This window comes from Phycisphaerae bacterium (assembly GCA_019636475.1).
Classification (GTDB): domain Bacteria; phylum Planctomycetota; class Phycisphaerae; order UBA1845; family UTPLA1; genus JADJRI01.
Genome location: JAHBXN010000005.1, coordinates 327,948 through 354,390 on the forward strand (window position 1 = coordinate 327,948; position 26,443 = coordinate 354,390).

Below are 26,443 nucleotides of genomic sequence, written 5' to 3' on the forward strand. Positions count from 1 at the left end.
CAACCTCGCCGGCCGCTTTCGGCAGATCGCCCGTTCGCGGCTACTGTCACGTGTTCGAATCACAGGCCGCCCCACTGATTCACCATCGCCACGCGAACCGTTCACACGCGCCGCCAGGCAATTGACCCACATCTCGAATGCTGTGCGGCCGCTCGTTTCTTGATTAAATCGGCCGCGCCAGTCTCTGACAGCTCCAGCTCGTACAGCCAGGGCTGTCATCAAATTCCGTTTGAGATCTGGCGGATGTCGATGACCCGACGCCGGATCTCTGATCGTAGCGATTCGCCCACGGGCGAAACCTCAAACATTCTCTCAATTGAATAGGTATTTCTAATGCAGGAACGCGACTTGTGGTGGAAGATCGTTTTGGTAGGAGTGCTCGTGGCCTTGGGTTTCGCGAGCGTGTGGCCGATCCAGGAAAAAATCAAGTACGGCATCGACCTCGCCGGCGGTTACAGTCTCCTCTATGAGTTGGACTCAACCGGCATGGAGGGTTCGGATCGCACCAACCTCTCACAGCGCGTGATTGAGGTTCTGCGCCGCCGCGTCGATCCCAAGGGCGTCTTCAACCTGGTCTGGCGGCCGGTCGGTGCCAACCGAATCGAAATTCAGATGCCTGCGGCAGCCAAATCCGTGACCGCGGCACGTGCCGACTTCGAAACCCTTCAGCAGGAATTGCAGGACACAATCGTCCGCCGAAGTTCGGTCGTCAGCGCAGTGTCGCGACCGGAAGGACGCGCCGCCGCGTTTGAGCGATTGAGCAAAGGCGTCCCTTCCCGCCTGCCGCTGTTGCAGTCCGCGGCAAAGGCATATGACGAACTGCGAGCGATGGACGCCCTCAAGGACGTCGACGCCACGCGCAATGCCCTCCTCGCGGCACTTGCCCTGCAAGCCGAACAGCGACAGGCCGCCCTCGACGCTATGATCGCCGAACTACCCGACCGACGGCCTGCGATTGAGGCCCTTGTCCAGGCTTATGATGACATGAAGGCAGCCGAGGCCGCCCCGCCACCTGCCGAGCCGGCCGCAGTCCCCGCAACGGACGATGCGACGGCCAAGCGCGTCGCCTACGACGCGGCGCTCCAGCGCGTCCTGAACGTGGTCGAAGACCGTATCGCCTCACTCGAACGCGACTTCGATAACGCCGTCGGCGCGGTCGTCGCAACAAATGTCGACATCAACCAGTTGCTCTCCCTTTTGGAATTAAAGCCGCGCGACCCCCAGCGTAAATCAAAGCTCGATGAACTGACAAAGGACTTTCCGGGCCTGGCCGATCTCATCAGCAAAATCGTTGAACAGAGCGACAACCTCAAGGAGACACGCCGGCGCGGCGAAGGCCGCCTCGAAGACCCAGCGGACCTGCAGCGATTGCTCAAGGGAGCCGGTGTGCTCGAATTTCGAATCATTCCCACCGGCGCTTCCGATCCGAAATTCGATGAATACCGCGCCTCCCTCAAGCGGCGAGGACCGCGCCCCCAACCCGGAGAGTCAACCTACCAATGGTTCCAGATTGAAGACCCGGTCGAGTTTCTTAATCTCAAAAAGGATCAGGCCAAACTGCTCGAAACGCAGTTTGAAGAAATGAAGAAAGGATTCTCCGTCGTCGTCGAGCGATATGGCGACAAATACTACGTCCTTTCACACATCGGCGAAGGCTACACGATGACCCACTCCGCAAGAAGCGGCGAGAGCGATTGGTCACTCGTCTCGGCATTCTCAACACGAGATCAACAGGGAGGACCCGCCATCGGCTTCCGGCTCGACACGGTCGGCGGCACCAAGTTCGGACCCCTCACGCGAACGCACCGCGGCTCGCAGCTCGCGATCTTCATCGACGACGAGTGCATCTCCCATGCAACCATTAATACCCCCATCGTGACCGAAGGCATCATCCAGGGCCGATTCACGCCCCAGGAAGTGCACGAAATGGTCAAGAAACTCAATGCGGGAAGCCTGCCGCAGAAGCTGAAGGATCCGCCCATCAGCGTTCGGGCCATCGGTCCCTCGCTCGGAAAGGCAAATCAGGAGTCGGGACTCAGGGCCGGTGCGATCGGCGCGTTGTGTGTCGCGATCTTCATGATTTTCTACTACCGATATGCCGGCTTTGTCGCCGTCGTCGCGGTTGCCATCAACATCCTATTCACTTTCTCAATGATGGCTATTCTCGGCGCAACCCTGACGATGCCCGGCATTGCCGGTATCGTCCTGGCCATCGGAATGGCGGTCGACGCCAACGTCCTCATCAACGAACGCATTCGCGAGGAAATGAACCGCGGCACCGCCCTGCGAATGGCCGTAAAACTCGGCTACGAGCGGGCATTCAGCGCCATCCTCGACTCAAACGTCACCACCATCCTTACCTGCGTCATTCTCTACCTCATCGGAAGTGAGCAGATCAAGGGCTTTGGCCTTACCCTCGGTATCGGCGTGTTCATCAACGTCTTCACGGCCTATTTCGTCACGCGCATGTTCTTCGACATGATGTCGATGATCTCAATCCCCCGTGAAGTCCTTCGGCGTCCGTTCACCGTTGGCGTCGTCCTCACCGCGCTCGGAGCCGGCCTTTACGCATTGGGCTACGCCTTGAACACGGCCGAAGGACGTGCCACCTCGACATCCATGGCGTTCGGCAAATCGTTGATCGACGTCGGACCGGCCGTGCTGGTTCTGCTCTTCCTGATGTGGCTGATCCGGTTCATTCACTCCAATCGAAAGACACTTCCGATGTCGGCCCTCATCGGCATCCCGAATATCAATTGGATCGCAGCACGCAAATACTTCTTCACCTTCTCAGCCATCATGGTCGGCGGCAGCATTGCGCTCTTCGTCTTCCTGCCCGCCGAAAAGTTATACGACATTGAGTTCCTCGGCGGTGTCAACGCCCAGATAGATCTGAAGGCTGACAGCCCGATCACAAAACTCGCCACCGGCTCCGAAAGACAGAAGGCCATCGAGGAACGCCTCGCTAAAAGCGCCGAAAGCCTTAAGGCCGCCGCCGATGCCATGTCCAAGGCACAGGTGACCGGCGCCAGCGGAACCTACACCGTGGCGACCCCCGGTATCCCGGCCAGCCGGCTTGCCGCGGTCCTCCGGCAGGTTCTCAAGGATGACCTCAGCAGCACCAACGGCGTCAGCTACTCCGATCCGGCTTCCGAAGTCGTCACTGTTCACACCGCCGAAGCGAGAGAGCTTGATCCGGCGAAGCTGAAAACGCGGATTACCCAGGCCTTCAACTCCGCCGCAGAGTCAATCGGTGGTGCACAGGTTCAGGCAATCGCCGGCTTCGAATCGGGCGGAGCCGACGGCCGCTCCTTCACCGTCGTGACCCGCGAAACCAACAAAGAGCTCGTGATGGATGCCATCGTCGAGAATCTGGAGTCGGACCTCGATATCCAACAGGCACTCGAGTTCAAGCTCGCCACCAATTCCGCTGACGGCGGCGTCAATTACTTCCCGATTCGCGAGAGCAACCCGAAGGCGCTCGGCATCAACCTCACCGATTCCGAGGCGGCATCCCTCGAACTGGAAGGTTGGGAAGGCGGCGTCGCAATCGTGCTTGAAAATGTGAATCCGCCTCAGGACATTCCGACCCTGCAGCGACGATTGAAGTCCATGCGTTTGCAGCCCGACTTTGAAAAGTATGGATGGCGTGAATCCCGAGTCCTCGGCGTGACACCCGCCCCCAACAGCCAGAATCTCTACTCAAGGCTCATCGTGCTCGTGTCGGATGAAAACTATCCGCTGCTCGACGACCAGGGCAATCTGTCCGGCATCTGGCAGTCCGAGCTGGCCGTCCCGGAGGTTGAGCTGTTGCAATCAGCCCTCCAGCGACAGACTTCACTCGCCTCTGTCACCCAGTTCGACCGCGAAGTCTCCGACGAATCCAAGGTTCAGGCCTACGTCGCCCTCGCGCTCTCCTGGATCATCATCATCGCTTATCTCTGGTTCCGGTTCGGAAGCGCCCGATGGGGTACTGCGGCGGTCATCGCCCTGGTGCATGACGCGATCATCGCAGTCGGCGCCGTCGCATTCACCTCCTTCATTGCTGGCACTGCCTTCGGCGGCATGTTGCTGCTCAACGAGACCATCCGCATCGATCTCGCGGTCGTGGCCGCCCTGCTGACCATCGTCGGATTCTCGGTCAACGACACGATCGTCATCTTCGACCGCATCCGCGAAAATCGCGGTCGAATGAAGGACATCTCCGCCGAAATCATTAACGCCTCAGTCAACCAGACCATGTCCCGAACCATTCTGACGACGTTGACGGCCGTCATTACCGTTCTTATCATGTATATCTTGGGCGGCAGAGGAATTCATAGCATCAACTACACGCTTCTCGCGGGCATGATTTCAGGAACCTACAGCACAGTTGGCATCGCAACGCAATTCCTATTGCGACGCGAACAAATCGCCCTCGCGAAGGCGTAGGATAGTCGGACGCGCTTGCCGGTCGGTCCGATGGCGGGCCGGCCGGCATCGCGCGGATTTTTCGATTGGCTTTCCGGTCGGAATGCCGCAACAATACGTTCTGGCGGATCCATCCACGAAGATGGATTCCGCAATCAATTGACGTCATGGAGGATGTCAGATGGGCACGGAAGTTCGAATCGGTATCGCGACCGGGCTGGTAATCGTCGGCGTCGCGGGAGTCTACTTCTTCTACGGCAGCAATCGAGACGCCGCTGACCTGAAGATCGTCACCAGTGGATCTGCCATCGCCCCACCGCAGATTCCGGCCGGCCGAAACAAGACGCCCGACGCGACGACTGCCGCAGCCAGACCCTCGGGAATCTCACCGGCTCACGCGAACAGTCCCACCCGGCCGCCGGACGCATCCGCAACGCGTACGGTTCATGCCACAAATCCGCGAGAGTCCGTGGCAAATACAAACCGGCCGTCCGTGCCGACAAAAGCCCTCGCATCCAATCTCCCCACGCCGGATCGATCGATCACGACATCAGTCGGCGGTTCGTCATCCGCAATGCCTGCAACCTCTTTGCAGGCAGGCCCAGCCGGTTCCTCGTGGGTCACGCCGATCACCGCATCCACCGGATCACAAGTCGGTGCCAATCGACCCGCCAGTCCCCCCACAGTCGGCCCGTCGACCTCCAACGATCATTCAGCCCGGACGCTCGAATCCATCAACGATGCGACTCCGCTGCGCACGTCGCCCTCGTCGTCGTTGCGGGAAGCCACTCAACGCAATCTCGAATCCGCCAGCGTCGATGCGCCGCAATCGAATAGCGCGCCGATTGCTTCGCCCCTCTCGACCGATTCGTCGCGAAACACGACGAAGACGCCGATCGCCATCGAGTCGTCCGCTTCCTCCGGCAGTCGGCCCGCCGGGTCCGGATCGATCACGTTGCCGCCCTCGCTCCAGCCATCCGGCCCGAAACCCGCAAACAATCAGCCGAATCAAGCAACGATGGTTTCAAACGCGCAGACTCCGGCCGATCGCGGTGCGTCCGCTCCGCCGATTGCTTCCGGAGCCAACGCGCCCAGGACCACCGGCCAGACCGGGCCCGGAGTGATTAATACCAGCGGTGCGTCCACCACAAATGACAATGGCTCCACCACGCCAGTCAAGCCGACGGCTGGCAACATCGCGGCGCCGGCCATCCCGGCGTTGCACATCATTACGGCGGGTGACACTTTTTCGACCATTTCATCGAAGTATTACGGATCAACGAAGGAGGTCGCGCGAATCGCCGCTGCCAATCCCAACCTCGATCCGCGTCGGCTGAAGATCGGTGATTCCGTCATCCTGCCCGCCCGCAAGGAATCCAACGGTCCCGCAGCCGCGCCGGCTTCAGAAGCACGAATCCCCGCACGAGCCGCCGCGATGCCAAGCGGTCCGACAACTGCCGCCACCGTCGCTCGGCCAGCCGTCGCGACGACCAGCGTGCCATCGACCGGGTCAGTCGCAAAGCCGGAAACCGTCGCAACCTCACGAACATACACCGTTCGTGAGGGCGATACGCTGTACGGAATCGCCGAACAGGTTCTGGGCAAAGGTGCCCGATGGAAAGAACTGCTGGAAAAGAACCGCGCCACCCTGAAGAACGATCCGAAACGCCTCAAGCCCGGAATGATTCTGAACGTCCCTTGAAAAATCCGACTCCTCCGGGCTGCCAATCAAGGTGCGACTGCGGTATCGCGCTCCGAACGGGTGACATCGAGCGCAACCTGCGCCCGGCGCCGATCATTCGGCCCAATGACCAGCATCAAGAATGCGAGGAACGTGATCGCCGATGCGCACCACTGACCCGGCGCGAGGGTCAGCCAGTTCCGGTGCAGCACGGATCGCCAGAAAGCCACCCATTCGCCGTCACCGGTTCCCGGCCATACCCACAGCAGGTTCAACGTTGACACCAGCAGAATCACACCGAATCCCAACCACCAACGGCGATCATTGCTGAACGCCCAGAGCCACATTGCGACGGCCGGCACGATATACCGCTCGTGCATCTGAGTGGAAAAAGCGAAGAAGCTGATCGGCAAAACCGCAACCGCCCACTGTAACACACCCCCGCCGCATCGGCCGCGCAGCAGGCGCACGCCGACAACAATCCATGATCCCATCAGCAGAGCGCCGCCGATCACCCGAGCACTCATTCCGCCAAACAGCGGAAGCGTGTCGCGGGAATAGGATGAAGCCATCGTCTCCAGTTGAGGCGACAGGATTGGACTCGTCAGGAACCACGCACTGAACCCGTTCAGATGGGTAAACGGATAGTACTCGGCCGCGCCGGCGTAAGCTCGCCAGAGCCCATCCGATTGCGATAGAAACGGGAGCGCGATCGCCGCGGCGGGAACAATCGCCGCAAGCGCGACACGAGCCCAACGCCTGCCGTCAGTGCCCGCGTACTGCCACGCCAGCAGCAAAGCCAGAGGCGCCATCATGGCGGCCTGGGCCTTGACCATGAACGCCGTCGACGCCCAGAACGCCATCGCCTCAACACGGCCGCGGGACCCCATTTCGATCGCCAGCAGCAATGGAAGGATGAATACCGATTCCACCTGCCCCCATGCCGCGGAGTCCCAAATGATGGGCGGCGCAAGGGCGTAAACGACGCCCGTCACCACGGCCGACCGTTCATCAAGACGGCGACTCACCCAGAGCAGAAGCAGTGCCGCGATGACGGCATCTGCAATGACCGCCGGCCCCTTGAATATCCACATGGCTCGCCGAACGCCGGAGTCGTCGGCGCCCGAGCGAATTCGCCGGATCAAATCGAGCGACAAGCGCTCCGGCTCGGGCGCGATCGAATCGTGGATCGTTGCAAGCCCGCGAAGCACGATCAGGTATCCGGGTGGATAATTCGACCAACTTCGCCCGCTTCCGCCCGGCCGCTCCGCATAAACCATCGGCAGCCCGCCCGGCGGCGCGATCCGCGAGCCTTCCCGGGAAATCTCCGCCCATGCGACAAACTGCGCGAGATCCTCCGTATAACCCGGTGATCCGATAAAAGGCAGCCGCGCCGCCAGCGCCAGAATGGCCGCCCCAAAAGCCAGGGATCTCATGCGGGTGGTCGGTACGTTCGGCTGGGTTCGGGCCGGCAGAGTCATCATGTGTCTCGCACCAATGGAATTATCGGCGCCATCATAAGCGCATGTCCGTGAATGCTTAACTGTCTTTCATCGTGGTCCGATGAACAGATGGGTGTGACCGGTTCGGCGGAACTGGACGATGCGTTCGCTTTCTCCAATCCGGCATCATTCAACGGACGCGACTCAACCCGGCAAGGCGACGGAGAACCGCAGGAAAGAGGCATGGATCTACCGGCAATCATAGGATCAGTCGCCACCATCGGGCTGCTTGGCTACTCACTCTGGGTCGGCGCGAAAGGCGACGTCGTCGGCACGTTCTGGGACATGGCATCCGGCATCATGGTCATCGGTGGCGGCATCTTCGTCACCCTGGTGGCCAGCCGCGGCGACAACATTGCCAGCTTCTTTGCAACGTTGAAGGTGGTCATCCTGAATCGAAAGCAGGACCCGGCCCAGCTCATTAAGCAGATCGTAAAGCTCGCGGACATCGCACGACGCGAGGGCATCCTGTCGCTTCAGAACTCGATCGCCGAAATTCGCGACCCCTTCGTCGCCAACGGCATCCAGATGGTCGTCGACGGTACGGATGCCGACACAGTCACAACCGTGCTGCAAGCTGAAATCGACGCCATCGGCCAGCGACACGCCGAGGCCAAGAGCGTCCCCGACCTCCTCGCGAAATATGCCCCGGCCTTCGGCATGATCGGTACACTCGTCGGACTCGTTGTCATGCTGAAGAACATGGCGGACCCATCCGCCATCGGTCCAGGTATGGCCATCGCCCTTCTGACCACATTGTACGGCGCGATGGTGGCCAACGTGTTCGGATTGCCCGTCGTTGACAAACTCGCGACAAAGAACGACGAGGAAATGCTCTATCTCGAAATCGCAAAAACCGGCATTCTCTGCCTCCAGGCTGGAGACAATCCCCGAATGCTCGAGATGAAACTCGCCGTCATGCTCTCGCCCAAGAGGCGAGCCGAACTTGCCGCCGCAAAGAACGCCTGAGGCGGTCGACTCGAAGAAGGACGCGCCACATGGCCCGTAAGCACAAATGTCCGCCAGTCGGCGCTCCCGCGTGGGTCCTCACCTACGGCGACATGATGTCGCTGCTTCTGTGCTTCTTCGTCCTGCTCGCCTCGCTGGCGAATTTTGACAAACGCGACAAGCTCTTCATGGCCGCCATGGAATCCATCCAGCGAGCCTTCGGTGCCACCGGACAATCCGGCTACTACCCCGAAAACATCGTCGACTTCAAGAGCTTTCTCATGAGGCTCCAGTCGGCCGCCGTGCCCGATCTCAACAAGAACTACGGCCACTCCGAGGAACCGGGCATGGATGGTCGCTACTACCGCGTCCGAAAAATCCGCGACGGCGTCGAAATCACCATCGGCGGCCCCATTGCCTTCAACCGCTTCAGCGCTGATCTGGAGCAGCCCATGCGGGAAATTCTCGATCAACTGATCGACGAGGTAAAAGGCAAAACCAATAAACTCGAAATCCGGGGGCACGCGACCAACGAGCCACTCCCGCCCGATTCACCCTACCGTGACCCCTTCGACCTCGGCTTCGCCCGGTCTCGGGCCGTCGGTGACTACCTCATCGAGCGCGGAATCGATCCGCGGGCGCTACGCCTGTCTTCCGCCGGATGCTACGAACCCCTCAAGCAGAATGTTTACCTCGACGAACGCCGGGCAGTGAATCGCCGTGTTGAGATCGTCGTAATGCCCGTTTTGATCACCGATTACATGCCAAAACCGGAGGCATCCGTCGCCGCCCCGGCCGCCGAACCGGAAAGCCTCTCGCCTGCCGGTTGAAGCAGGCCGTGCTTCTCCTGATTAGACCAAAACCGTGATTTGAGGCGTTACACGTCGTTTACGATGCGCTGAGCAATGCTCATGTTATATTCAAGGGCGATTGAGTCGATTTCCCAATCCACGGAGAATCGTCTAACTCCTGTGGCCGCGAGGCCCTTTCCGGAGACTGTGACATCCATGAATCATACTTTTCGGCGGCGGCGGTGCGTTTCCGCCCTGCGTAATTTGACCGCGATGATCGCCGTGCTCGCGGCCGCACAATGCGTCGAGGCGCAGCAACCCACCCAGCCGGCCGGCGCCAAAGCAGTGGCCCCGCCCCATCCACCAAAGAATTCGCCGACTCGAGCTTCGACGTCAGTCGTTGGCCCAAGCGCTCCAGCCGCGACGTCCGAGTTCGTCGGACCGCCGTACGATCAGGTCGACTCCGCCCGCGCAGTCGCGGGACAGCCGGCCAATCCCGCCGCGATCAAATCCGGGAAGGTCGTCCCCAATGTTCCAGCGCCGACTGTCCAGCTCAAGCCTGGCGAGGTGCCTGCGATCCGATTCGACACGCCGACATACGATTTCGGTTCGACGCGAGCCGGACCGGACATTCAGCACGAATTCTGGTTTACAAACACAGGCAACGGACCGCTGGAGATACTCAGCGTCAAGCCGTCCTGAGGCTGCACCGTTGCCGGTCAGTTTGACCGGATTGTTGAACCAGGCGACAGCGGCAAGATTCCGATTCAGATCAAGTCCGGACATGGAAACGGTCCGATGTCAAAATCGATCACCGTGCACACCAACGTGCCGGGTCCGGACGCACAAGTCATCCTCACATTCAAGGGCGAGATCTGGCAGCCGATCCAACCGAGCGCCCCGGCTGTCGCCTTCGGTCGCATCACGCCCGCCGATTTGGCCAATCCGGGCAAGCAGGCCATCACGCTGACGAATCGTACAGGCGGCCCGATCCAGTTTTCCGAGCCGAAAGTCAGTGTAACTGGGTTTTCCGCAGCCATCGCGCCGATCGAAGGTACCGACAACTATGAACTGACCGTCACGGTCGTTCCGCCGCTGAAACCGGGAAACAACTCGGGCTGGATCGAAATGCAGACCGGTATCGCTGATCCGCCGACGGTACGCATCCCCATCAATGCCTTCGTTACGGCGGCCATCGATGTCATGCCTCCGTCACTCGTTTTGCCGCCGTCGCGGGTGGTCGATCTCTCGCGGCAGTTCTACGTTCGAACCAACGTGAATCGATCATTCAAGATCACGCGTTTATCGAGTTCCAACCCGCAAATCGCCGTGCAATCGACTGAACAAGCGGAGGGCAAGAGCTACCAGATCACGCTCACGATACCGGCGCAGTACGCCCCCTCGGATGATGCGGGTGACCTGGTGACGATCGAAACCGACGATCCCGAGGCCCCCTCGCTGAACATTCCGATCACCGTCGCCGCCGCTCGCAAACAGCCGGCGAACGCCGCGATTCACGGAGCTGCCGGTAGCCCCGCAGCGGTCGCTCCGAAGCCGAACCCCGGGGTGCAAACACCGATCGGCCCGGCCAAGACGCCTTCATGATGGTTTGACGATCACAAGCGTGACGTCATCCGCCGGCTCGCGCGGGCTGCAATGCTGCCGGACGGTCCGCGCGAGATCACCGGCGATTTCCGACGCCGTGCCGTCGGCGAGGCGCGCGAGTTCCGCGCCGACCCGATCCAATCCGAACTCCACTCCGTTCGCATCGACCGCTTCGGTCACGCCGTCGCTGCAGAGCAAAAGCGCCCGGACACCCGGCAAATTCCGCAACACCACGTCCTCATCCCATGTTGGCATAATGCCGAGGGGAATGCCCACTCGCGATGGAAATGCTTCAACCCGTCCGTCGCTCATCAACCAGAGCGGCGCATGATGGCCGGCGTTGACGATCTCGACTTCACGACCGTCCGCAGACCATCGCACGATGATCATGGTCGCGAAGCAGTCCGGCGGGATGCTGTCGATCAGTGCCGAATTGACGCTGCCGATGATCTCAACGAGATCTTCATGGTGGCGAACCGCCAATCGAAACGAGCTTTGAAGTATGGCCGTTACGAACGCGGCGGGAACGCCCTTGCCGGAAACATCCGCAATACTGACAAGCAAACGTCCCTTTGAGTCCATTCGGACATCGTAAATATCGCCGCTCATTTGATCGGCCGGCTGATTCAGCGCCGCAACCTCACCCCACGCCGGCTGCGGAATCGGCGACGGCATCAGCATCTTCTGCATCTCCCGACCGACATCGATGCGGCCTTTCAGTCGAGCATAGTCGCGCGCTTTGGCCTGAAGCTCGTCCACGCTGACCGCTCCCGCGGCCAGATCGACCGCTGCCATCGCGAAGTCAAGATCGGTCGTTTGAAATGGGAATCTCGAGAGGTCGCGGTCCGCGTACATGACGGCTCGGACCCGACCATCAACCATCACGGGGACACAAATCACGGAACCCGAACGGTTATCAACGAGGCTTCGGGCGTCGGCATATCGCTGATCCTGAAGCACCTGTTGAATCAACATGCCCTGCCCGGCCGCGATGGTGTCATGCAACACCGAATGGCTGACGCCCAGTGGCTTATCGATTTCGGCACTGCGCGTTCGTGGTGCAAGGCGATAGATCGCGCCGGCCTCATCGACTCCCACGAGCACACAGCGATCGGCCGACAAACACCGCTGGAGCGCCGCATGAATGATCTGCCAGAACGAGCCGTTGTCCCGACGGGCCAGAATCAATCGGGACATCGCGTAGAGGTCTTCAAGCCGCTGCTGAATCACGGAGCCCGAGTCCTGCGATGTTCGCACATACGTCGGAACCACGCCGCTGTAACTCAGATGAATCGAGCGGTCGGATGCCTCGTTGGTGTCGCCCGTCTGATCATCGAGTACATTGATCGAGAAGGGGCGGACGTCGATCACGTCGCCGGCCGCCAGGATCGAACTCGACACCTTGCGGCCGTTCACTCGGATGCCGCGCGCCGTGTCATGATCGACAATCCGCCAACCTTGCGGCGTGCGCTCGATCCACGCGTGCAGTTGGGCGACCTCATCGTCCTCAAGGCGTATATCACAATCGACCGACCGGCCGATCGAAAGTCGCTCGCCGGCCAACCGAACTTTCCCGATCTGCCGCAACTCGCGACGGATCATCAGATTGAAATCGGATTTCCCTGAGTCTGTCGGCATTTGCATCTCTTGATTCAGCGGCCCGGGGCGGCCCCCATCATGTCATGACTGACTCGGCCCCGCACTCTTTGATCATGGAAAAACGCTCAAGCCGCATCATGCGCGGCCGGTAGCCGCGGTCCGGGTTTTCAGACTACACCATACGTTATCAGACAATGCGAGAAATGGCTCACCTCGTTTTTTTGCCATTCCAGGATCTGATCGGGGACTCAAGCCCAGGGCTGTCCGCAATGATAATTCACGCTTGGAAGTCTCGCTCATTTCTTGATGCAGGTCGTGTCCGGCCGTATACTGGATGCAGCTCGCGGGGGAACCGACAGACGCGATTTGTCCCGTCCCGGCCGAAGTGCAGCACGGTCATGGCTGGTGCCAAACCATGTTCCAATTGGCGCACGGACGGTCGAATCACTGAACCACCGCATGATCAATCGTCGATTCTCCGGTTCGAAGGGATACCCGACCTCAGGCAAAGATTCAGTCCGCTGTATATTGAAATGAAGCGACGTCACCTCTTCAAAACTATTTTGCCCTTGCTGGTTGCTCTCGCGACCGTCGGATCCAACGTGAGAGCGGCCGAGCTTCTCGGGATCGATTTCGACGGTGTGCTTTATGACATCAACCTGACGACGGGTGCTGCGACGAATCCTCGCCCGACGGGGGTGCCCACCCTGTCAGGACTGGCCTGGTCGCCGACGGCCGGACTGTATGCACACGACGCCGCGACCAACTCGCTCTTTCGCCTCAATCGCCTGACGGGGGAGGCGACGCGAATCGGCTCGCTCGGACTCGACGCCACCGAGGGCGATCTGGCCTTTCATCCACTGACGGGCGTGCTCTATGGTTCGCAGACCGCGGGTTCGGATCGACTGTACACGATCGACATTCAATCGGGGCAGGCGACCGTCATCGGATCCGTTCTATCCGGGGGCGATCTCTCCGCCATGGCGTTCAATCGCAACGGCGAATTGTTCGGCATCGACACTTCAAACCACCGAATTCTGAAAATCGACCCTTTGACCGCACAGATCATCGGGCAGCCGCAGGTCATTCAGGGAAACACGCTCGGCGCCACGGCGGGCATGGCATTTGATCCAGACGCCGCGAACGACCTCAATGCGTGGGTTGTCGGCCGATCGTCGAGCTATCCCGGCGGGGATCCGAACAATCCGTTGAATCCGCTCTATGCGCTCACACTCGAAAACGGCTTCCTCCGCCCCGGGTCCCGCAATACCGGCCTTGCGGACGGACTCTCGGGCCTGACATTCGTGCCTGAACCGTCGAGCCTGGCGTTGCTGGCCGTGGGCTTCCTGCTCATCCAGCGGCCGCGACGCACGTCTGTTCGCTGAGCCAACTGAAATTTGCGCTGAATCCGCGGTCACTTCTGTTGTATCGACTTTATAATGCTGCATGCCGGCGCCGGCTCGGTTTCGCCCCCGCCGACATCGTGGGGACTCATTCCGTGGGGATGCGATTCACATGTTTGTTCCGGTTACGCAGTTTTCCGTATTTCTGACCAACAAGCCCGGCATTCTCTCCAAGGTCTGCGACGCCCTTGCCACTGCGAAGATAAACCTGATCGCCGTCACCTTGATGGACTCCGTCGAGCACGGGGTATTCCGAATTGTGACGGGCCAGGCCCAACGCACCCGGGATGTCCTCAAGGCACTGAATGTTCCACTGACCGAAACTGACGTGCTGCTTGCTCAGCTTTCCAATCGCCCCGGAGCGCTCGCGGACATCTGCGGCAAACTCAATTCGGAGCACATTTCGATCAAGTACGCCTACGTGACTGCCGGCGCGGCCGGGGGACGCACGACAGCCATCTTCAAGGTGGACAACTCCAAGAAGGCGCTTGGATTGAAGCTGGGTGACGACAAGAAAGGGAAGCGAAAAGACACGTTCGGCCAGGTTCGGTCAAACCGTGCGATCACGGCACGATAGCGCATCGTACCCTGGAAGCGAGCGGACTTCGCGGAGCGCGCTCACTTTGTCGGCAGAGAATCAAGAAACGGGGCGGCGTCGTTCTCGGGCATCTGACTGACCACATAGCCAACCGCCGAGTTAAGGGTTGCCCGGTCGAACGGCGACGCCCATTCAAGAAGTGCATTGAGAACCGATGCGCCGGTTGTCTGGTATCTGCGCTCATAATCCCTGAGCAAGGTCCCGCGGATGACGTAAAGTTCTCGGCAGAGCAACAGGCGCTTCACTTCACCATGATCAATCAGAACCACCGAAGGAGAAGACACGGCACGTCGAACAACATCGTCAAGCTGAATGTCCAGCATGTCTGCCGTGAACGGTCGCCGATTCAGCCGAGGACCGTCCGATCGCCCGCTGAATAGTGCCAAGCCTACGCGCCAATCCGCGCCGGCCAGACGGATGGCTTTATCTCGGAGCGTCAGTACGGTTTCGCTTCGCCCGTCGATCGCATACCGGCCGCGGCCGACACGCATTGCAGTCGTGCTGGAAGCCGCGAGTTGTGATCTGAATTCAGCCAGTACAAGCAGATTGTGCGCATTAATCAGATAGGCAAGGCGGCTTGGCGCGTCCTGAAATGCCGCGGCATCGCGCGTCGGTCCGTGTTCGGCAAGTTGATTCAACATGCGTTCGATCAGGTCGCCGGAGGTCCACAGCGCCGCGGCGTCGAGTTTGTCGCCTTGTACGGTTCGAAAGAGCAACAGGCCGTAGTGGCTCCAGTCAATCGGACTGAAGCGCGAGATCTGTGGATCGTCAGCGTCGTGGGTGGTTGCTGTGGCTGATGGACGATCTTCGCGGACCACTCCCGCGCTCGATTCACCGGACGGCACCGGCGACCTGCACGCCGCCGAGAGGCTGATGACGAACAGCAGGCCGAACCCTCGACAGTCGCGCGCCGTTGGGCGGCAAGCCGGCACCAAGCTGATTCGGATCGGCAGCATCGGGTCAATCAATCCAAGAGGCCGTTAAGCCCGTTCAAACAGCACGGCGAGCCCCTGACCGACACCAACGCAGAGGGCGGCCAGACCGCGCTTCGCCCCGCGGCGGTTCATCTCCCGAATTAGCGTTGTCGCGAGTCTCGCGCCGCTGCATCCGAGAGGATGCCCCAGCGCGATGGCACCGCCATTGACGTTTAATTTTGCCGGATCGATGTCCAGCTCGCGGACGCAAGCGAGCACCTGGGCCGAGAACGCTTCGTTGATTTCGATCAGGTCCAGATCGCGGAGCTTCCAGCCGGCTCGATTCAATGCTTTGTTCGTTGCCGGAACCGGCCCAAGCCCCATGAACGATGGATCAACCCCGGCCGAGGCGCTCGGCCGAACGAATGCCATCGGACGAAGGCCGAAACGCTCGGCGGTCTTCGCCTCCATCAGCAGAAGCGCAGCCGCTCCGTCATTCAGACCGGAGCTGTTTCCTGCGGTGACCGTGCCGCCTTCCCTGAATGCCGGCTTGAGCCGGGCGAGCGCCTCCAAGGTCGTATCGAATCGTGGATGTTCGTCGGCGGCGATGACGGTCGTATGTTTTCCGTTCACGATCTCGACCGGCACGATCTCTTCGGCCAGCCGCCCCGCCTCGACCGCGGCCTTGCAGCGCATCTGGCTTTCGAATGCGAACTGATCCTGCGATTCACGCGAGAGCTTGTACTTCTCCGCGACATTTTCCGCCGTTTCCCCCATGCTGTAGGGTGGGTGAAGCCGCGCCAGCTTCGGGTTGGTCATTCGCCATCCAAGCGTGGAGTCGTACATGGTTTGATTGCCGCGCACCCACGGCTCGTCCGGCTTGGGCAACACGAGCGGCGCCCGGCTCATCGACTCGCATCCGCCGGCGATGAACACATCGCCGTGACCGGCCTCGATCAGTCTGGCTGCCAGCGCGACCGCCTCCAGCCCGCTGGCACAGAGCCGATTGACCGTCGTGCCCGGAACGGAGTCCGGCAGCCCGGCAAGTAGCAATGCCATGCGTGCGGCATTCCGGTTGTCCTCGCCGGCCTGATTGGCCGCCCCCCAATAGACGTCATCGATCGACGCTGGATCGATGCCCGACCGTGACACGACCGTTCGTATGATGTGCGCGCCCAGATCGTCCGGTCGAACCGGCACGAGCCCGCCGCGATACCGGCCGATCGGCGTTCGCAGACACTCCACCACGACTGCTTCACGCATGGGCGCATTGCTCCTTCCAGTTCGGATGCTGATCAGTTTCGCACCGCTTCGGACGATGCAGAGAGACTGCCCAACCCTCGCATCCACGATTCTACGCGACGAGACCGAACTCGCAACGCGTTTCGACGAAGGATCGCCGCGGCATGAGCATCAATCCGGCGCACCGTCGCGATCAGACTCTATTTCTCCGATTTCCTGACGAATGTGAGCCAGCGCGCTTCGAATATCGGCGACGAAGCGATCGAGTTGGGCCTCGACGCGCGGCGGAGGATGAGTCCATTCACCGAGGATGTCAACCAATTCCAGAATGACGCCGGCCAGCCAATCTCGATCGTGCGTGCGGTACGCCCGCAAGGTCTCCCGGTACGCCTGCTCCGCTTCCCGATACTCCGGACTGCCATGATCAGTTGTGCGCGCGATATGGTGAAACCGGTGGACCGAAGCGGCCAGTTCCTTGATTTCCGTCGCGAGCGACTTTTCACGGGCGATGAGCGTCTCGATCACGACATGATGGTCGTGTGCGGAGCCTGCTTTCGACATGGCCTCGCGGATGTCGTTGAGTCGATCTTCAGGCAACAACTGGGGTTGAGCGGTATGTATGCTCGATAGACGCCGAAGGCAACTGCTCGATCTGTCATGATCGCCCGCCCGGGCCGATGCGATGGCTTGTTCGGCCAGTTCGTCCAGCTGTGATTGGTAGCGCGCCCGACGATCGGCAATTCCGTTCAATATCGCCTGGCAGTGTTCCAACGAGTCGTTCGAAACCGACTGAGGATACTGTTCGCGAAGCTCTCGTAATCGGTCGAAGATGGCCCGAGATTCCGCTTCGTAAAGGCGGGCGGCGTATTCATCAAATTGCCGAACCAACCGCGTCACGGCGTTGCGAACGTCTTCGGAACGGTCAGCGTGGGACGCCTCGATGTGTTCGGTTTGAATCGCGCTGGCCGGCACATGCGCGACGCTCGCGGCGCCCTTCTTTGGCTTGTTCTGTGCGAGTTCATTTGCACGCTGAACGCCGAAGGCTCGAATCATGCCTGCCAGAATCGGATCGCTTTGAACCTCGGAATCCGCCAGCGCACGGCGAAGTTCATTCTGTAGCGTCCTGGCATCGATTCCGCCTCGCGTGATCTGGGCATGCCAGTGCGCGTAGGCCATCTCACGCCGTCTGACATCGTGAGTTGGTTCGTGTTCGGGCCTGGCCATGGCGCACACTCCGGCACGAGCGGAAAACCGCTGCCAGCGGAAAGTCTACGCCACTATAACAGGAACTTCCACCAGGTCGCCTCGAACCAGGAGCCGGAACCAGCGCGAGTCACTGCGCGCTACCGGTATCGATCCGTCGCGCCGTCTGCCGCCAGGCGTGAGGCAATGTCCGCGAGTCGCTCAAGGCTGCGGTCTGATAACGATGTCGCCAGCGTCAGAATCTCGCAGAGCGTCACCGCCCGATTATCGTAGAGATGATCCGCCCGAATCGCGGCATCGCTGAGAATCTTGCGGGTCATGACCTTCGAAAAGCGCCTGATTGTTTTCTCGATTTCCATACCTGCCACCGGCCCCATCGCAATCCCTCCTCCGGCCTGCGTGAACTGAGTGATTCCTCCAAACAGATCGTCACCGCCACAGGCCCTCACCGCTAATATCTGATTTAAGGCGTCGAGAATCTCTAAGGAAAAGTCGCGATTTGAGCACCTTGGAATCGGCGGTTCAGATAAAAGGCGCTCAGTTTCCCCTACCTCGCGTGCGAGGTGCCAACCAGTCGGCATGTCTGCCCCGGCCATGCCTGCGAGCAGATCGTGATCGCCGGCCGGCCGCTGTCGGCAGATGGGGCAAATCACGCGGTCGAACACCCGAAAACAACGCCGTTTCCATCGGCGGGGCATCGTGCGATAATACCGGCATGAGCGCCACCATCATTGTCGTCGTCGAGGACGAGTCCGCCATTCGCGAGGGCGTCGGTACGGCCCTCAAGCTGGCAGGCTACGAGACCATTTTGGCGTCTGACGGGCAGATGGGCCTGGAAGCCGCGAGGCGTCCCGGCGTTTCACTCGTCTTGCTCGATCTCATGCTGCCGAAGTTGGACGGTATCAAGGTGCTGACCGATCTACGACGCACCCATCCCACGCTGCCCGTGATCATCCTGACGGCACGCGGCGAGGAGGACGAACGCGTCAATGGGTTGCGAGCCGGCGCGGACGACTATGTCGTCAAGCCATTCGGAACGCGCGAGTTGATGGCCCGGGTCGAAGCCGTGCTCCGCCGAAGCCCCGAGAGACCGGAACCCGTCATGAAAATCACGATCGGGCATGCCCGAGTCGATCTCGAGCGGCGCGAGATTTCCTCGCCAAATGGCTTGCCGCTCGTGCTGTCCGAAACCGAGTGCTCGATCCTTTCGCACCTCGCCGCAAATCACGGCCGAGTCATCTCCCGCGACGAGCTGCTGACGCGGCTCTGGGGCTTGAGCGGCACCGGCATCGAAACCCGCACAGTCGACATGCACGTTGCCCGGCTCCGCGCCAAGCTCGCCACGGCAAACGGAGGCTCGCAGGAGGAGTTCATCGCAACCGTGCGCGGCAAGGGATATATGCTCGGCGCTTCGGTCAAGCTCCCGGATGATGCCGCAGGATCGAGCTAAAATAAGCCATGCAGTTCTCCCCGATCAAGACTCGCAGAAATGCCAGGATCGCGCTCACGCTGATCTGCGCGCTCGTCTGCGGCGGCCTGGGCTGGGCCACGTTCACGGCGATCCGGCTGGAAGACTTTGAAGCCCAGCAAAATCGCGACCGCGCGAAAGAAGCGCTCGACCGGTCCAACAACAAGACCATCGCGCTCGCTCTGGCGCATATCGAGAGTATTCTGGATTCCGCGCTGGCCGTGGAACGCACGCGCCCCTTCGAACACTACCGCGCCTACTATAAACCCGCCCGGGCCATCAGCCTTCAGCCCGGGCTGCCACCGGCCGACAACATCGTCGTCCCGTCGCCATTGCAGGAGTTCACCGGCCCGGATTGGCAGCTGCTCCACTTCCAGGTCTCCGTCATTCACGGCTGGAGCTCGCCCCAGTTGGAATCCTTCGATGAATCCACCATTCCCGCCAGCGCCATGCCGCCCGCCGAGCGCGCCAAACATGCCTCGGCGGCAAACTGGCTCGCGGCTTTGAAACGCTACGATCCCTTCTCACTCCAACATATGCTCGAAACCGCACAGGAAGCGGACATCGAGCGTTCGGCCGCCATCGCCCGCGTCGACGCTACCGGAACACCGCGCGAATCGACCACCGAAATCCCTCGAAATGCGGCCCTTCCGATACCCGCAAGGGACCGCACCGCGGCGGAGTTCGCGCGCCGCGGGCAGCGGTTGGTTCAACTCCAAAGACAGCGCCTGCCCGCTGAGCAATGCGAACCATGGACCGTCGCAATTGAGAATCTGCAGACGTCCGACGACATGGACTCTCCGCGGTTTGCCCCTTCGGAGTGCGTGGTCGTTTCGGGTACGCCGATGTTCCCGATCTGGCTTGATCTGACGATGGACGACCGCCGCCAACTCGCGCTCGTCCGATCCGTCAGCGTCGAACAGTCAGAATTCTGCACGCTTCAAGGCGTGCTCATCGACTGGGACCTCCTCAAGAAAACGCTCGAATCCGAAATTCAGGACATGCTCCCCGGTGCGAGCATCGAGCCGATCGACAAGATCGATCCGCTCGATCTGTCGGCCCTGCGCGTCATTCCCGCGCGACTCGTCGCGCGACTGCCCGGCACCGTCGATCTTGCGCCGGAAACACACGGACTTGCATGGGGCATCGGACTCACTTGGACTGCCACGATATTGACACTCATCGGTATGTGCTGGGGCGCGATGAAGTACGTCGGCATGGTCGAACGCCGAATGCAGTTCGCCGCGGCCGTCACCCACGAACTGCGGACGCCGCTGACCGCCTTTCAAATCTACACCGACCTGCTCGCCGAATACTCCGACGACCCCGAAAGAAGGGCTCAATGCGTCCAGACTTTGCAGAAAGAATCAAAACGCCTCGGACGCCTTGTCGAGAATGTGCTCGTTTACTCACAGATCACCGGCGATGCGCCGCGCGTCAATCGAAGGCAGATCGCCCCGCGGCAAATTCTCGACTCGGTCGCGCTTCATGTGCGCGATCAGTGCCGCGATTTCGGCAAAACGCTCCAGATTGTCAACAAATGTCCCGACGATCAGCTACTCGAAACCGACGCCGAGTTCGTCGTGCAGATCCTCGTCAGCCTGATCGAAAACGCCTGCAAGTACAGCCAGACCGCCGTAGATCCAACCATCTGGCTCTCAGCTCGAACAATCGAAGACACCCGGATTGAATTCGCCGTCGAGGACGCGGGTGCCGGCGTCGCGGCAGCCGATCGGAAATCGGTGTTCATGCCGTTTCATCGAAGCCGGGGCGCCCACAACAGCAGCATTTCAGGCATGGGCCTCGGTCTGGCCTTGGCCCGCTATTGGGCGAACTGCCTCGAAGGACAGCTCGAAGTCACACGCGGCGAATACGGTGCGGCTCGATTCAACTGTTTCTCGCTCCGCGTCCCCATCCAATCGTCCACCGGTAACGGGCATGGCAAATCGTCCGCCCGTGTCGATGCCGATCCCCACAGCGCCTGATCGCGCATTGTCCGTCATCCAGATCGGCAGCTTTTGCCGGTCATCCCCGATCGACTTTCCCGCCGATATCTTCCATGCGGCGCGAGGCGGTGACTCCGTCACCTGCGATCGTATCGAATATGGATGCCGTCAATAACAATCCGGTCTGCCCGTTTCTTCAAGGGAGCGATCAACGCTGTGCGGAACGATTCAATCTCCAGCGAATATCCGAGGTATTTGAACAGTGCCTCGGCGACTTCGGCGGATGTCCAACATACCACCAACTCCGCATCGATCCCCCACTCCTCGTCGGGAATCGCGACATTCCGGATGCCGCCTGATATGTCCCCCGCCATGAGAACCCCGCCTCTCGTGCCGGCCGCGCCCGCCATCGTGGGCAGACCCCCGGGCGCATCAGCGACTCAGTCCGGCGCGCAGGCGGATTGGCGGCGGCTGCTTCAGCATTTCATCGACTACCTCACCAGCGAATGCGGACTTGCGCGGAATACGATCGACGCCTATCGGCGCGACCTGATCGAATTTATTGATCTGCTCGACGATCGCGACATCGGCTCGACCTCGGCGTTGTCGATTCAGATCGTGCAGTCCTATCTTGTACGGCTGAATGATCGGAAGCTCTCGCTCAGTTCCATCGGACGGCACCTCGTGTCGGTCCGTATGTTCATGCGGTACCTCTACATCACCGGCACGATGACGAGCGATCTGTACACCCAGCTCGAAACGCCCCGCCGATGGCAGCGCCTGCCAAACACGCTTAATCAGAACCAGACCGCGTCCATTCTCTCAACCCCACAACCCGGCGAGCCGTTCTACACCCGCGATCGCGCGATTCTGGAGTTGCTCTATGCCACGGGCATGCGCGTGTCCGAACTCGCAGGCCTGCGCCTTCGAGATCTGAATCTCGATGTCGGCTTCCTCCGATGCTTCGGCAAAGGCCGTAAAGAGCGGATCATCCCGATCGGGTCACATGCCATCGAAGCGATGCAGGCTTATCTCACCGGTCTTCGCCATGTGCTGACCGAATCACACCAGGATGTGGAGCACGTATTCGTATCGCGCACGGGCAGGCCGATGGACCGCACCAACATCTGGCGGCTCGTCAGCCGATACGCGGCACTGGCCGGCATCAAAGGCCCCGTCGGTCCGCACACGCTCCGGCACTGCTTCGCCACTCACATGCTGGAAGGCGGCGCGGACCTGCGCATCGTGCAGGAACTGCTTGGGCACGCCACCGTCGCAACGACCCAGATTTACACGCACGTGGACATGTCCCGGCTCAAGGGCCTGCACGCCCGCTGCCACCCCAGGCAGTAAACCGTCGACTCCCCGACGCACTAAATTTCATCCTACGCTACAATTTCCTCGATGGATCGCAGTGTCCTGAGAATTCTCGACGCCAGCTTCAATCGAGCGCGCGAAGGCCTTCGCGTGATTGAAGATCATGCGCGAATGCTGTTTGATGATGCATCATTGGCACTCCGCGCCAAGCAACTCCGCCACCAGCTTGCAGACGTCGCCCGCTCCTTCGACGCGGATGCCCTTCTGGCCGCCCGGGACACGCCTGGAGATGTCGGCACGCGGATCACCACCGGCGGCGAGCAACTTCGACCCGATGCCGAAAGCGTCGCTCGTGCGGCAGCCAAACGCGCGGCCGAAGCCATGCGAGCCATCGAGGAATACGGCAAGTTGCTCGATGCCGACGTCGCGGCACGCATCCGGCAGCTTCGTTACGAACTCTACGCCGTCGAACAGGCCCTCTTCATCGCAGCGCCTCGATCCGCAGCGGCCAGAAACGCCAGGCTGCACGTGCTCTTGACTGCCTCGCTCTGTCGAGGCGACTGGCTCGGCGTCGCTGAAGCCGTCCTTCGCGGCGGCGCGGATGTGATTCAGCTTCGGGAGAAGAATCTGACCGATCGCGCCCTGCTCGATCGCGCGAGCCGGCTTCGTCAGCTCACGCGAGATCATGACGCCCTGCTCATCATCAACGATCGGCCGGACATCGCCGTGCTCGCAGATGCGGATGGCGTCCACGTCGGTGAAGAGGATCTCACCGTGGCCGACGCACGGCGGATTGTCGGCCCCATGCGATTGGTCGGAGCCAGCACCCACAACCTTGCTGAAGTGCGCGAGGCGATGAAGGACGGCCCCGACTATCTCGGGGTCGGCCCTATGTTCGCCTCGTCAACAAAGCCGGATGTCACGGTAAACAGCCCGGAACTCCTGCGCACCGTTCACGACGCCTTGGCCGCCGACGACGCAATAACGCCGCTCGTCGCCATCGGCGGAATCACAGCCGACAACGTCGCGCGAATAGCGTCCATCGCCTCCTCGCGCAAACAGCCTTCTGATGGGACGGGCTCGCAAATCAGCATCGCCGTTGCCGTTTGCAATGCGGTCATCGCCGCGGACCAGCCCGAAGAGGCTGCCCGGAAAATCCGAGCGGCGCTGAAGTAGCTACGTTGTCTTGACGCCTGCTCGTGGCCACCACATCGCCGCCGCCGAGAGTGGACTGAACGCGAGAAGTAGGATTCTTCCCCCAACGATGGGAATCATTGGGTCGCAAGCGCTTACAAACCGAACCGCCCCGACCCGTTGACATGCCGCGGATCGTGTTCTCTAATACCAGCTTGGTTGCGTCATCTGATGCGACCGGCTTGCGCCCGGCCGACCCGGCCGAGCGAAAATTGATATCCCCGGGGCCGTAGCTCAGTTGGGAGAGCGCTTGCATGGCATGCAAGAGGTCGAGGGTTCGACTCCCTTCGGCTCCATTCTCGTAAACCACGCCGAAAGCTAGACTTAACGCAAAATCAAATGAAAGACAGCGCGGCCCGAAAACACCGGATTATCCGGAATTAACCGGAAAGCGTTGCTAAAGGGAGCGTTTCTCATATCACGACCGGCGAAGTCCATTCCATGCCACAGGCGGCATAGACGACCCGGCAACCCATCGCTGCCTTTCGTGCCGATCAGCAAACCCCTGATTGCTCGCCCACCTGAATTACCAAACCCGCGCACCACGAATCAATCCGCCCCTCTCGCCCCCCGGTCCCCCGCGATCAGATGTCCAGCGTGTCTGTCGGTTTCAGTGTGCGGTCCACGAAGAGCCGGTGCCAGATCTCCAGCACCATCAGCGTCCAGATGCGGTAACTGTGGTCGTGCCGTCCCGCGCGGTGTTCATCCATGACCAAACGAATGTAGTCCAGGTCAAACAGGTCGCGCCGGGCGGCCGGGCCCTCGGTCAGCAGCCGCCTGACCCGGCTGTACCACTCGTCGCGCAGCCAGTAATTGAACGGCAGGCCGAAGCCCCACTTCGGTCGGTAGATCGACTCGCGTGGCACATACCGCGACGCCAGCAATTTGCCCAGGTGCTTAAGCTCCGCGTTGGCCAGAAGCAGATCCGCCGGAATCGTTGCCGCATACTCGAGAAAATCACTGTCAAGAAACGGGCACCGCGCCTCAAGCGAAACAGCCATCGAGGCGACATCCACTTTCGCCAGATAGTCGCTCGGCAGCGTCGTCCAAAGCATCGCCTGCATTCGAACGTCCAGCGGCGTGGGGCCGTCGCTGGCCAAAATGCGCTCCACGACAGGATCAATCGGATGCCAATCGGCGATTTGCCCAAATCGGTCAGGACGCCAGAGTCGTTCCCGGCGTCGATCCCGCCAGACGCTCGTCCGACGGACGGCCAGATCGAGCCGCCCCGCGAGGTGTTCCGCGAAAAGCGCCCCGCGATCGAGCGTGACGTTGTCCGGCAGCATGCGAGCGGCCTGTCTCGTGGAGATGAGCAACGCGTTGAGCAGGATGCGCGGAATCCACCGGAATCGTCGCGCGCGATGCGCGGACAGGTGTGGATCGTAGCCCGCGAGGGCTTCGTCGCCGCCGTCTCCCGTGAGCACGACGGTTACATGCTCTCGCGCGGCCTTCGACACGAAATAGGTCGGAACGGCCGATGCATCGCCGAAGGGTTCGCCATAATGCCAGACGATCATCGGAAGGACCGCCCACACATCGGGATCAAGCACCAGTTCGGTGTGCCGCGAGCCGATGTGATCCGCCACGCGCCGGGCGTGAACACGCTCATCATACTGTTGTATCTTTTCAAAGCCGACGGTGTACGTGGAAATCGGACGGCTGCTTTCCTTCGCCATGATCGCAGCGACAAGACTGGAGTCGACGCCTCCGCTGAGAAACGCGCCGAGCGGAACATCCGAAACGAGGCGACGGCGCACCGCCCGGTGCAGGTGCTCGTCAAGACCGTCAAGCCATTCAGACTCGGTGCGATTCGACTTATTCGCGAAGGAGATGTTCCAGTATCGCGCGGTCGATGTCCGAGCGGCATCTGTGCGAAAGGTCATCATGCCGGCCGGCTGAACCTTCTTCACTTCGCGGAAGATCGATCGGTCCTGCTGAATGAAGTAGTAGAAGAGAAATTCGTCGATCGCTTTCGGATCAATCGACAACGCGCCGTTCCGCGCAAGCCAGATGCTCTTGATGTCGCTTGAGAACAGAACAAACCGGCCGTCGTCGTAGTAGAACAGAGGCTTCTTCCCGACCCGGTCGCGGACGAGGGACAGTTCACGACGGTTGGCGTCCCACAATGCAAAGGCGAACATGCCCCGGATGCGGTCAACCAGGGATTCGAGCCCCCACTGCTCGTATCCGTGGACTAGCACTTCGGTATCGGATCGCGACCGAAAGCGGTGCCCCGCGGCCTCGAGTTCTGGTCGAAGCTCCGCAAAATTGTAGATTTCGCCGTTGAGAACGAGTTGAACGCTGCCATCCTCATTCGGCATGGGATTCTTGCCGGCGGGAGAAAGGTCAATAATGCTGAGTCGCCGATGCCCCAGTCCGATATGGGGGCCGAGGTGAAGCCCGGCATCATCCGGGCCGCGGGTGAGCATGATATCCCGCATCGCCACGAGGGCTTGTTCGTCGATTGGGGCGCCGACTCGGTCGAAAATACCGCAAATGCCGCACATCGGGTTCGGTCGTCCTCCGGGCCGAAATCGCGTGGGCCGCGGCTTCAATGGTAAAATCGGCCCGACGACGGCCGAATCGATCAAAAAATGGAAATTCGGCAGTTGACGGCAGCCG

General features: G+C 60.8%; 20 protein-coding genes and 1 tRNA gene. 13 read left to right on the plus strand and 8 right to left on the minus strand.

All coding sequences use genetic code 11. The features are described from left to right. The first annotated feature begins 387 nt into the window (after positions 1 to 387). A complete protein-coding gene (gene secD, locus KF841_10490; protein MBX3395784.1) occupies positions 388 to 4,431 on the plus strand; it encodes a protein translocase subunit SecD in 4,044 nt (1,347 codons plus the stop codon). 160 nt (positions 4,432 to 4,591) lie between these two features. Beyond that, positions 4,592 to 6,112, plus strand: coding sequence for a LysM peptidoglycan-binding domain-containing protein (locus KF841_10495; protein MBX3395785.1), 1,521 nt, complete (start codon positions 4,592 to 4,594; stop codon positions 6,110 to 6,112). Between the two features lie 26 nt (positions 6,113 to 6,138). Here the strand turns inward: KF841_10495 and KF841_10500 are convergent, their stop codons facing one another. Continuing rightward, positions 6,139 to 7,575, minus strand: coding sequence for a hypothetical protein (locus tag KF841_10500; GenBank protein ID MBX3395786.1), 1,437 nt, complete (start codon positions 7,573 to 7,575; stop codon positions 6,139 to 6,141). 51 nt (positions 7,576 to 7,626) lie between these two features. Here KF841_10500 and KF841_10505 point away from each other — a divergent pair, with 51 nt between their 5' ends. From KF841_10505 to KF841_10520, 4 genes are all read left to right on the plus strand, one after another. Beyond that, a complete protein-coding gene (locus tag KF841_10505) occupies positions 7,627 to 8,562 on the plus strand; it encodes a MotA/TolQ/ExbB proton channel family protein (protein ID MBX3395787.1) in 936 nt (311 codons plus the stop codon). Between the two features lie 29 nt (positions 8,563 to 8,591). Then, complete coding sequence (locus tag KF841_10510) at positions 8,592 to 9,371, plus strand: OmpA family protein (GenBank protein ID MBX3395788.1); 780 nt, start codon at positions 8,592 to 8,594, stop codon at positions 9,369 to 9,371. Positions 9,372 to 9,548: 177 nt separating this feature from the next. Beyond that, positions 9,549 to 10,034, plus strand: coding sequence for a DUF1573 domain-containing protein (locus KF841_10515; GenBank protein MBX3395789.1), 486 nt, complete (start codon positions 9,549 to 9,551; stop codon positions 10,032 to 10,034). Between the two features lie 96 nt (positions 10,035 to 10,130). Next, the gene (locus KF841_10520) at positions 10,131 to 10,937 is read left to right on the plus strand and encodes a hypothetical protein (protein MBX3395790.1); all 807 of its coding nucleotides are present in this window, start codon (positions 10,131 to 10,133) and stop codon (positions 10,935 to 10,937) included. Here the strand turns inward: KF841_10520 and KF841_10525 are convergent. Next, on the minus strand, positions 10,932 to 12,575 hold the full coding sequence (locus KF841_10525; protein MBX3395791.1) for a SpoIIE family protein phosphatase: 1,644 nt from the start codon (positions 12,573 to 12,575) through the stop codon (positions 10,932 to 10,934). The genes KF841_10520 and KF841_10525 overlap by 6 nt on opposite strands. Positions 12,576 to 13,069: 494 nt before the next feature. Between KF841_10525 and KF841_10530 the strand changes: the two genes are divergently transcribed. Continuing rightward, positions 13,070 to 13,921 carry a hypothetical protein gene (locus tag KF841_10530; GenBank protein MBX3395792.1) on the plus strand — a complete coding sequence of 284 codons (852 nt, stop codon included), beginning with the start codon at positions 13,070 to 13,072 and terminating at the stop codon, positions 13,919 to 13,921. 130 nt (positions 13,922 to 14,051) lie between these two features. Further along, on the plus strand, positions 14,052 to 14,516 hold the full coding sequence (locus tag KF841_10535; GenBank protein ID MBX3395793.1) for an ACT domain-containing protein: 465 nt from the start codon (positions 14,052 to 14,054) through the stop codon (positions 14,514 to 14,516). Positions 14,517 to 14,557: 41 nt separating this feature from the next. On the opposite strand, the gene KF841_10540 is transcribed toward KF841_10535, so the two are convergent. From KF841_10540 to KF841_10555, 4 genes are all read right to left on the minus strand, one after another. Continuing rightward, positions 14,558 to 15,493 (minus strand): DUF547 domain-containing protein, encoded by a 936-nt coding sequence (locus KF841_10540; GenBank protein MBX3395794.1) that lies wholly within the window; start codon positions 15,491 to 15,493, stop codon positions 14,558 to 14,560. A gap of 24 nt (positions 15,494 to 15,517) precedes the next feature. Then, positions 15,518 to 16,714: a thiolase family protein gene (locus KF841_10545; protein MBX3395795.1), complete on the minus strand. Its 1,197-nt coding sequence runs from the start codon at positions 16,712 to 16,714 to the stop codon at positions 15,518 to 15,520. A gap of 150 nt (positions 16,715 to 16,864) precedes the next feature. Further along, positions 16,865 to 17,917 (minus strand): hypothetical protein, encoded by a 1,053-nt coding sequence (locus tag KF841_10550; GenBank protein ID MBX3395796.1) that lies wholly within the window; start codon positions 17,915 to 17,917, stop codon positions 16,865 to 16,867. A gap of 119 nt (positions 17,918 to 18,036) precedes the next feature. Beyond that, positions 18,037 to 18,273 (minus strand): hypothetical protein, encoded by a 237-nt coding sequence (locus KF841_10555; GenBank protein MBX3395797.1) that lies wholly within the window; start codon positions 18,271 to 18,273, stop codon positions 18,037 to 18,039. 338 nt (positions 18,274 to 18,611) lie between these two features. Between KF841_10555 and KF841_10560 the strand changes: the two genes are divergently transcribed. Further along, a complete protein-coding gene (locus tag KF841_10560; protein ID MBX3395798.1) occupies positions 18,612 to 19,346 on the plus strand; it encodes a response regulator transcription factor in 735 nt (244 codons plus the stop codon). Positions 19,347 to 19,354: 8 nt separating this feature from the next. Continuing rightward, positions 19,355 to 21,349 carry a HAMP domain-containing histidine kinase gene (locus KF841_10565; protein ID MBX3395799.1) on the plus strand — a complete coding sequence of 665 codons (1,995 nt, stop codon included), beginning with the start codon at positions 19,355 to 19,357 and terminating at the stop codon, positions 21,347 to 21,349. Positions 21,350 to 21,447: 98 nt separating this feature from the next. On the opposite strand, the gene KF841_10570 is transcribed toward KF841_10565, so the two are convergent. After that, positions 21,448 to 21,684 carry a hypothetical protein gene (locus KF841_10570; GenBank protein ID MBX3395800.1) on the minus strand — a complete coding sequence of 79 codons (237 nt, stop codon included), beginning with the start codon at positions 21,682 to 21,684 and terminating at the stop codon, positions 21,448 to 21,450. On the opposite strand from KF841_10570, the gene xerD reads away from it, so the two are divergent. The 3 genes from xerD (at position 21,683) to KF841_10585 (ending at position 24,117) form a co-directional block, all read left to right on the plus strand. Beyond that, on the plus strand, positions 21,683 to 22,663 hold the full coding sequence (gene xerD, locus KF841_10575; protein MBX3395801.1) for a site-specific tyrosine recombinase XerD: 981 nt from the start codon (positions 21,683 to 21,685) through the stop codon (positions 22,661 to 22,663). The two genes, KF841_10570 and xerD, sit on opposite strands and share 2 nt — an antisense overlap. A gap of 51 nt (positions 22,664 to 22,714) precedes the next feature. After that, complete coding sequence (gene thiE / locus KF841_10580; protein MBX3395802.1) at positions 22,715 to 23,803, plus strand: thiamine phosphate synthase; 1,089 nt, start codon at positions 22,715 to 22,717, stop codon at positions 23,801 to 23,803. 241 nt (positions 23,804 to 24,044) lie between these two features. Next, a tRNA-Ala gene (locus KF841_10585) sits at positions 24,045 to 24,117 on the plus strand. Between the two features lie 288 nt (positions 24,118 to 24,405). On the opposite strand, the gene asnB is transcribed toward KF841_10585, so the two are convergent. Further along, positions 24,406 to 26,328 (minus strand): asparagine synthase (glutamine-hydrolyzing), encoded by a 1,923-nt coding sequence (gene asnB, locus KF841_10590; GenBank protein ID MBX3395803.1) that lies wholly within the window; start codon positions 26,326 to 26,328, stop codon positions 24,406 to 24,408. Between the last annotated feature and the right edge of the window lie 115 nt (positions 26,329 to 26,443).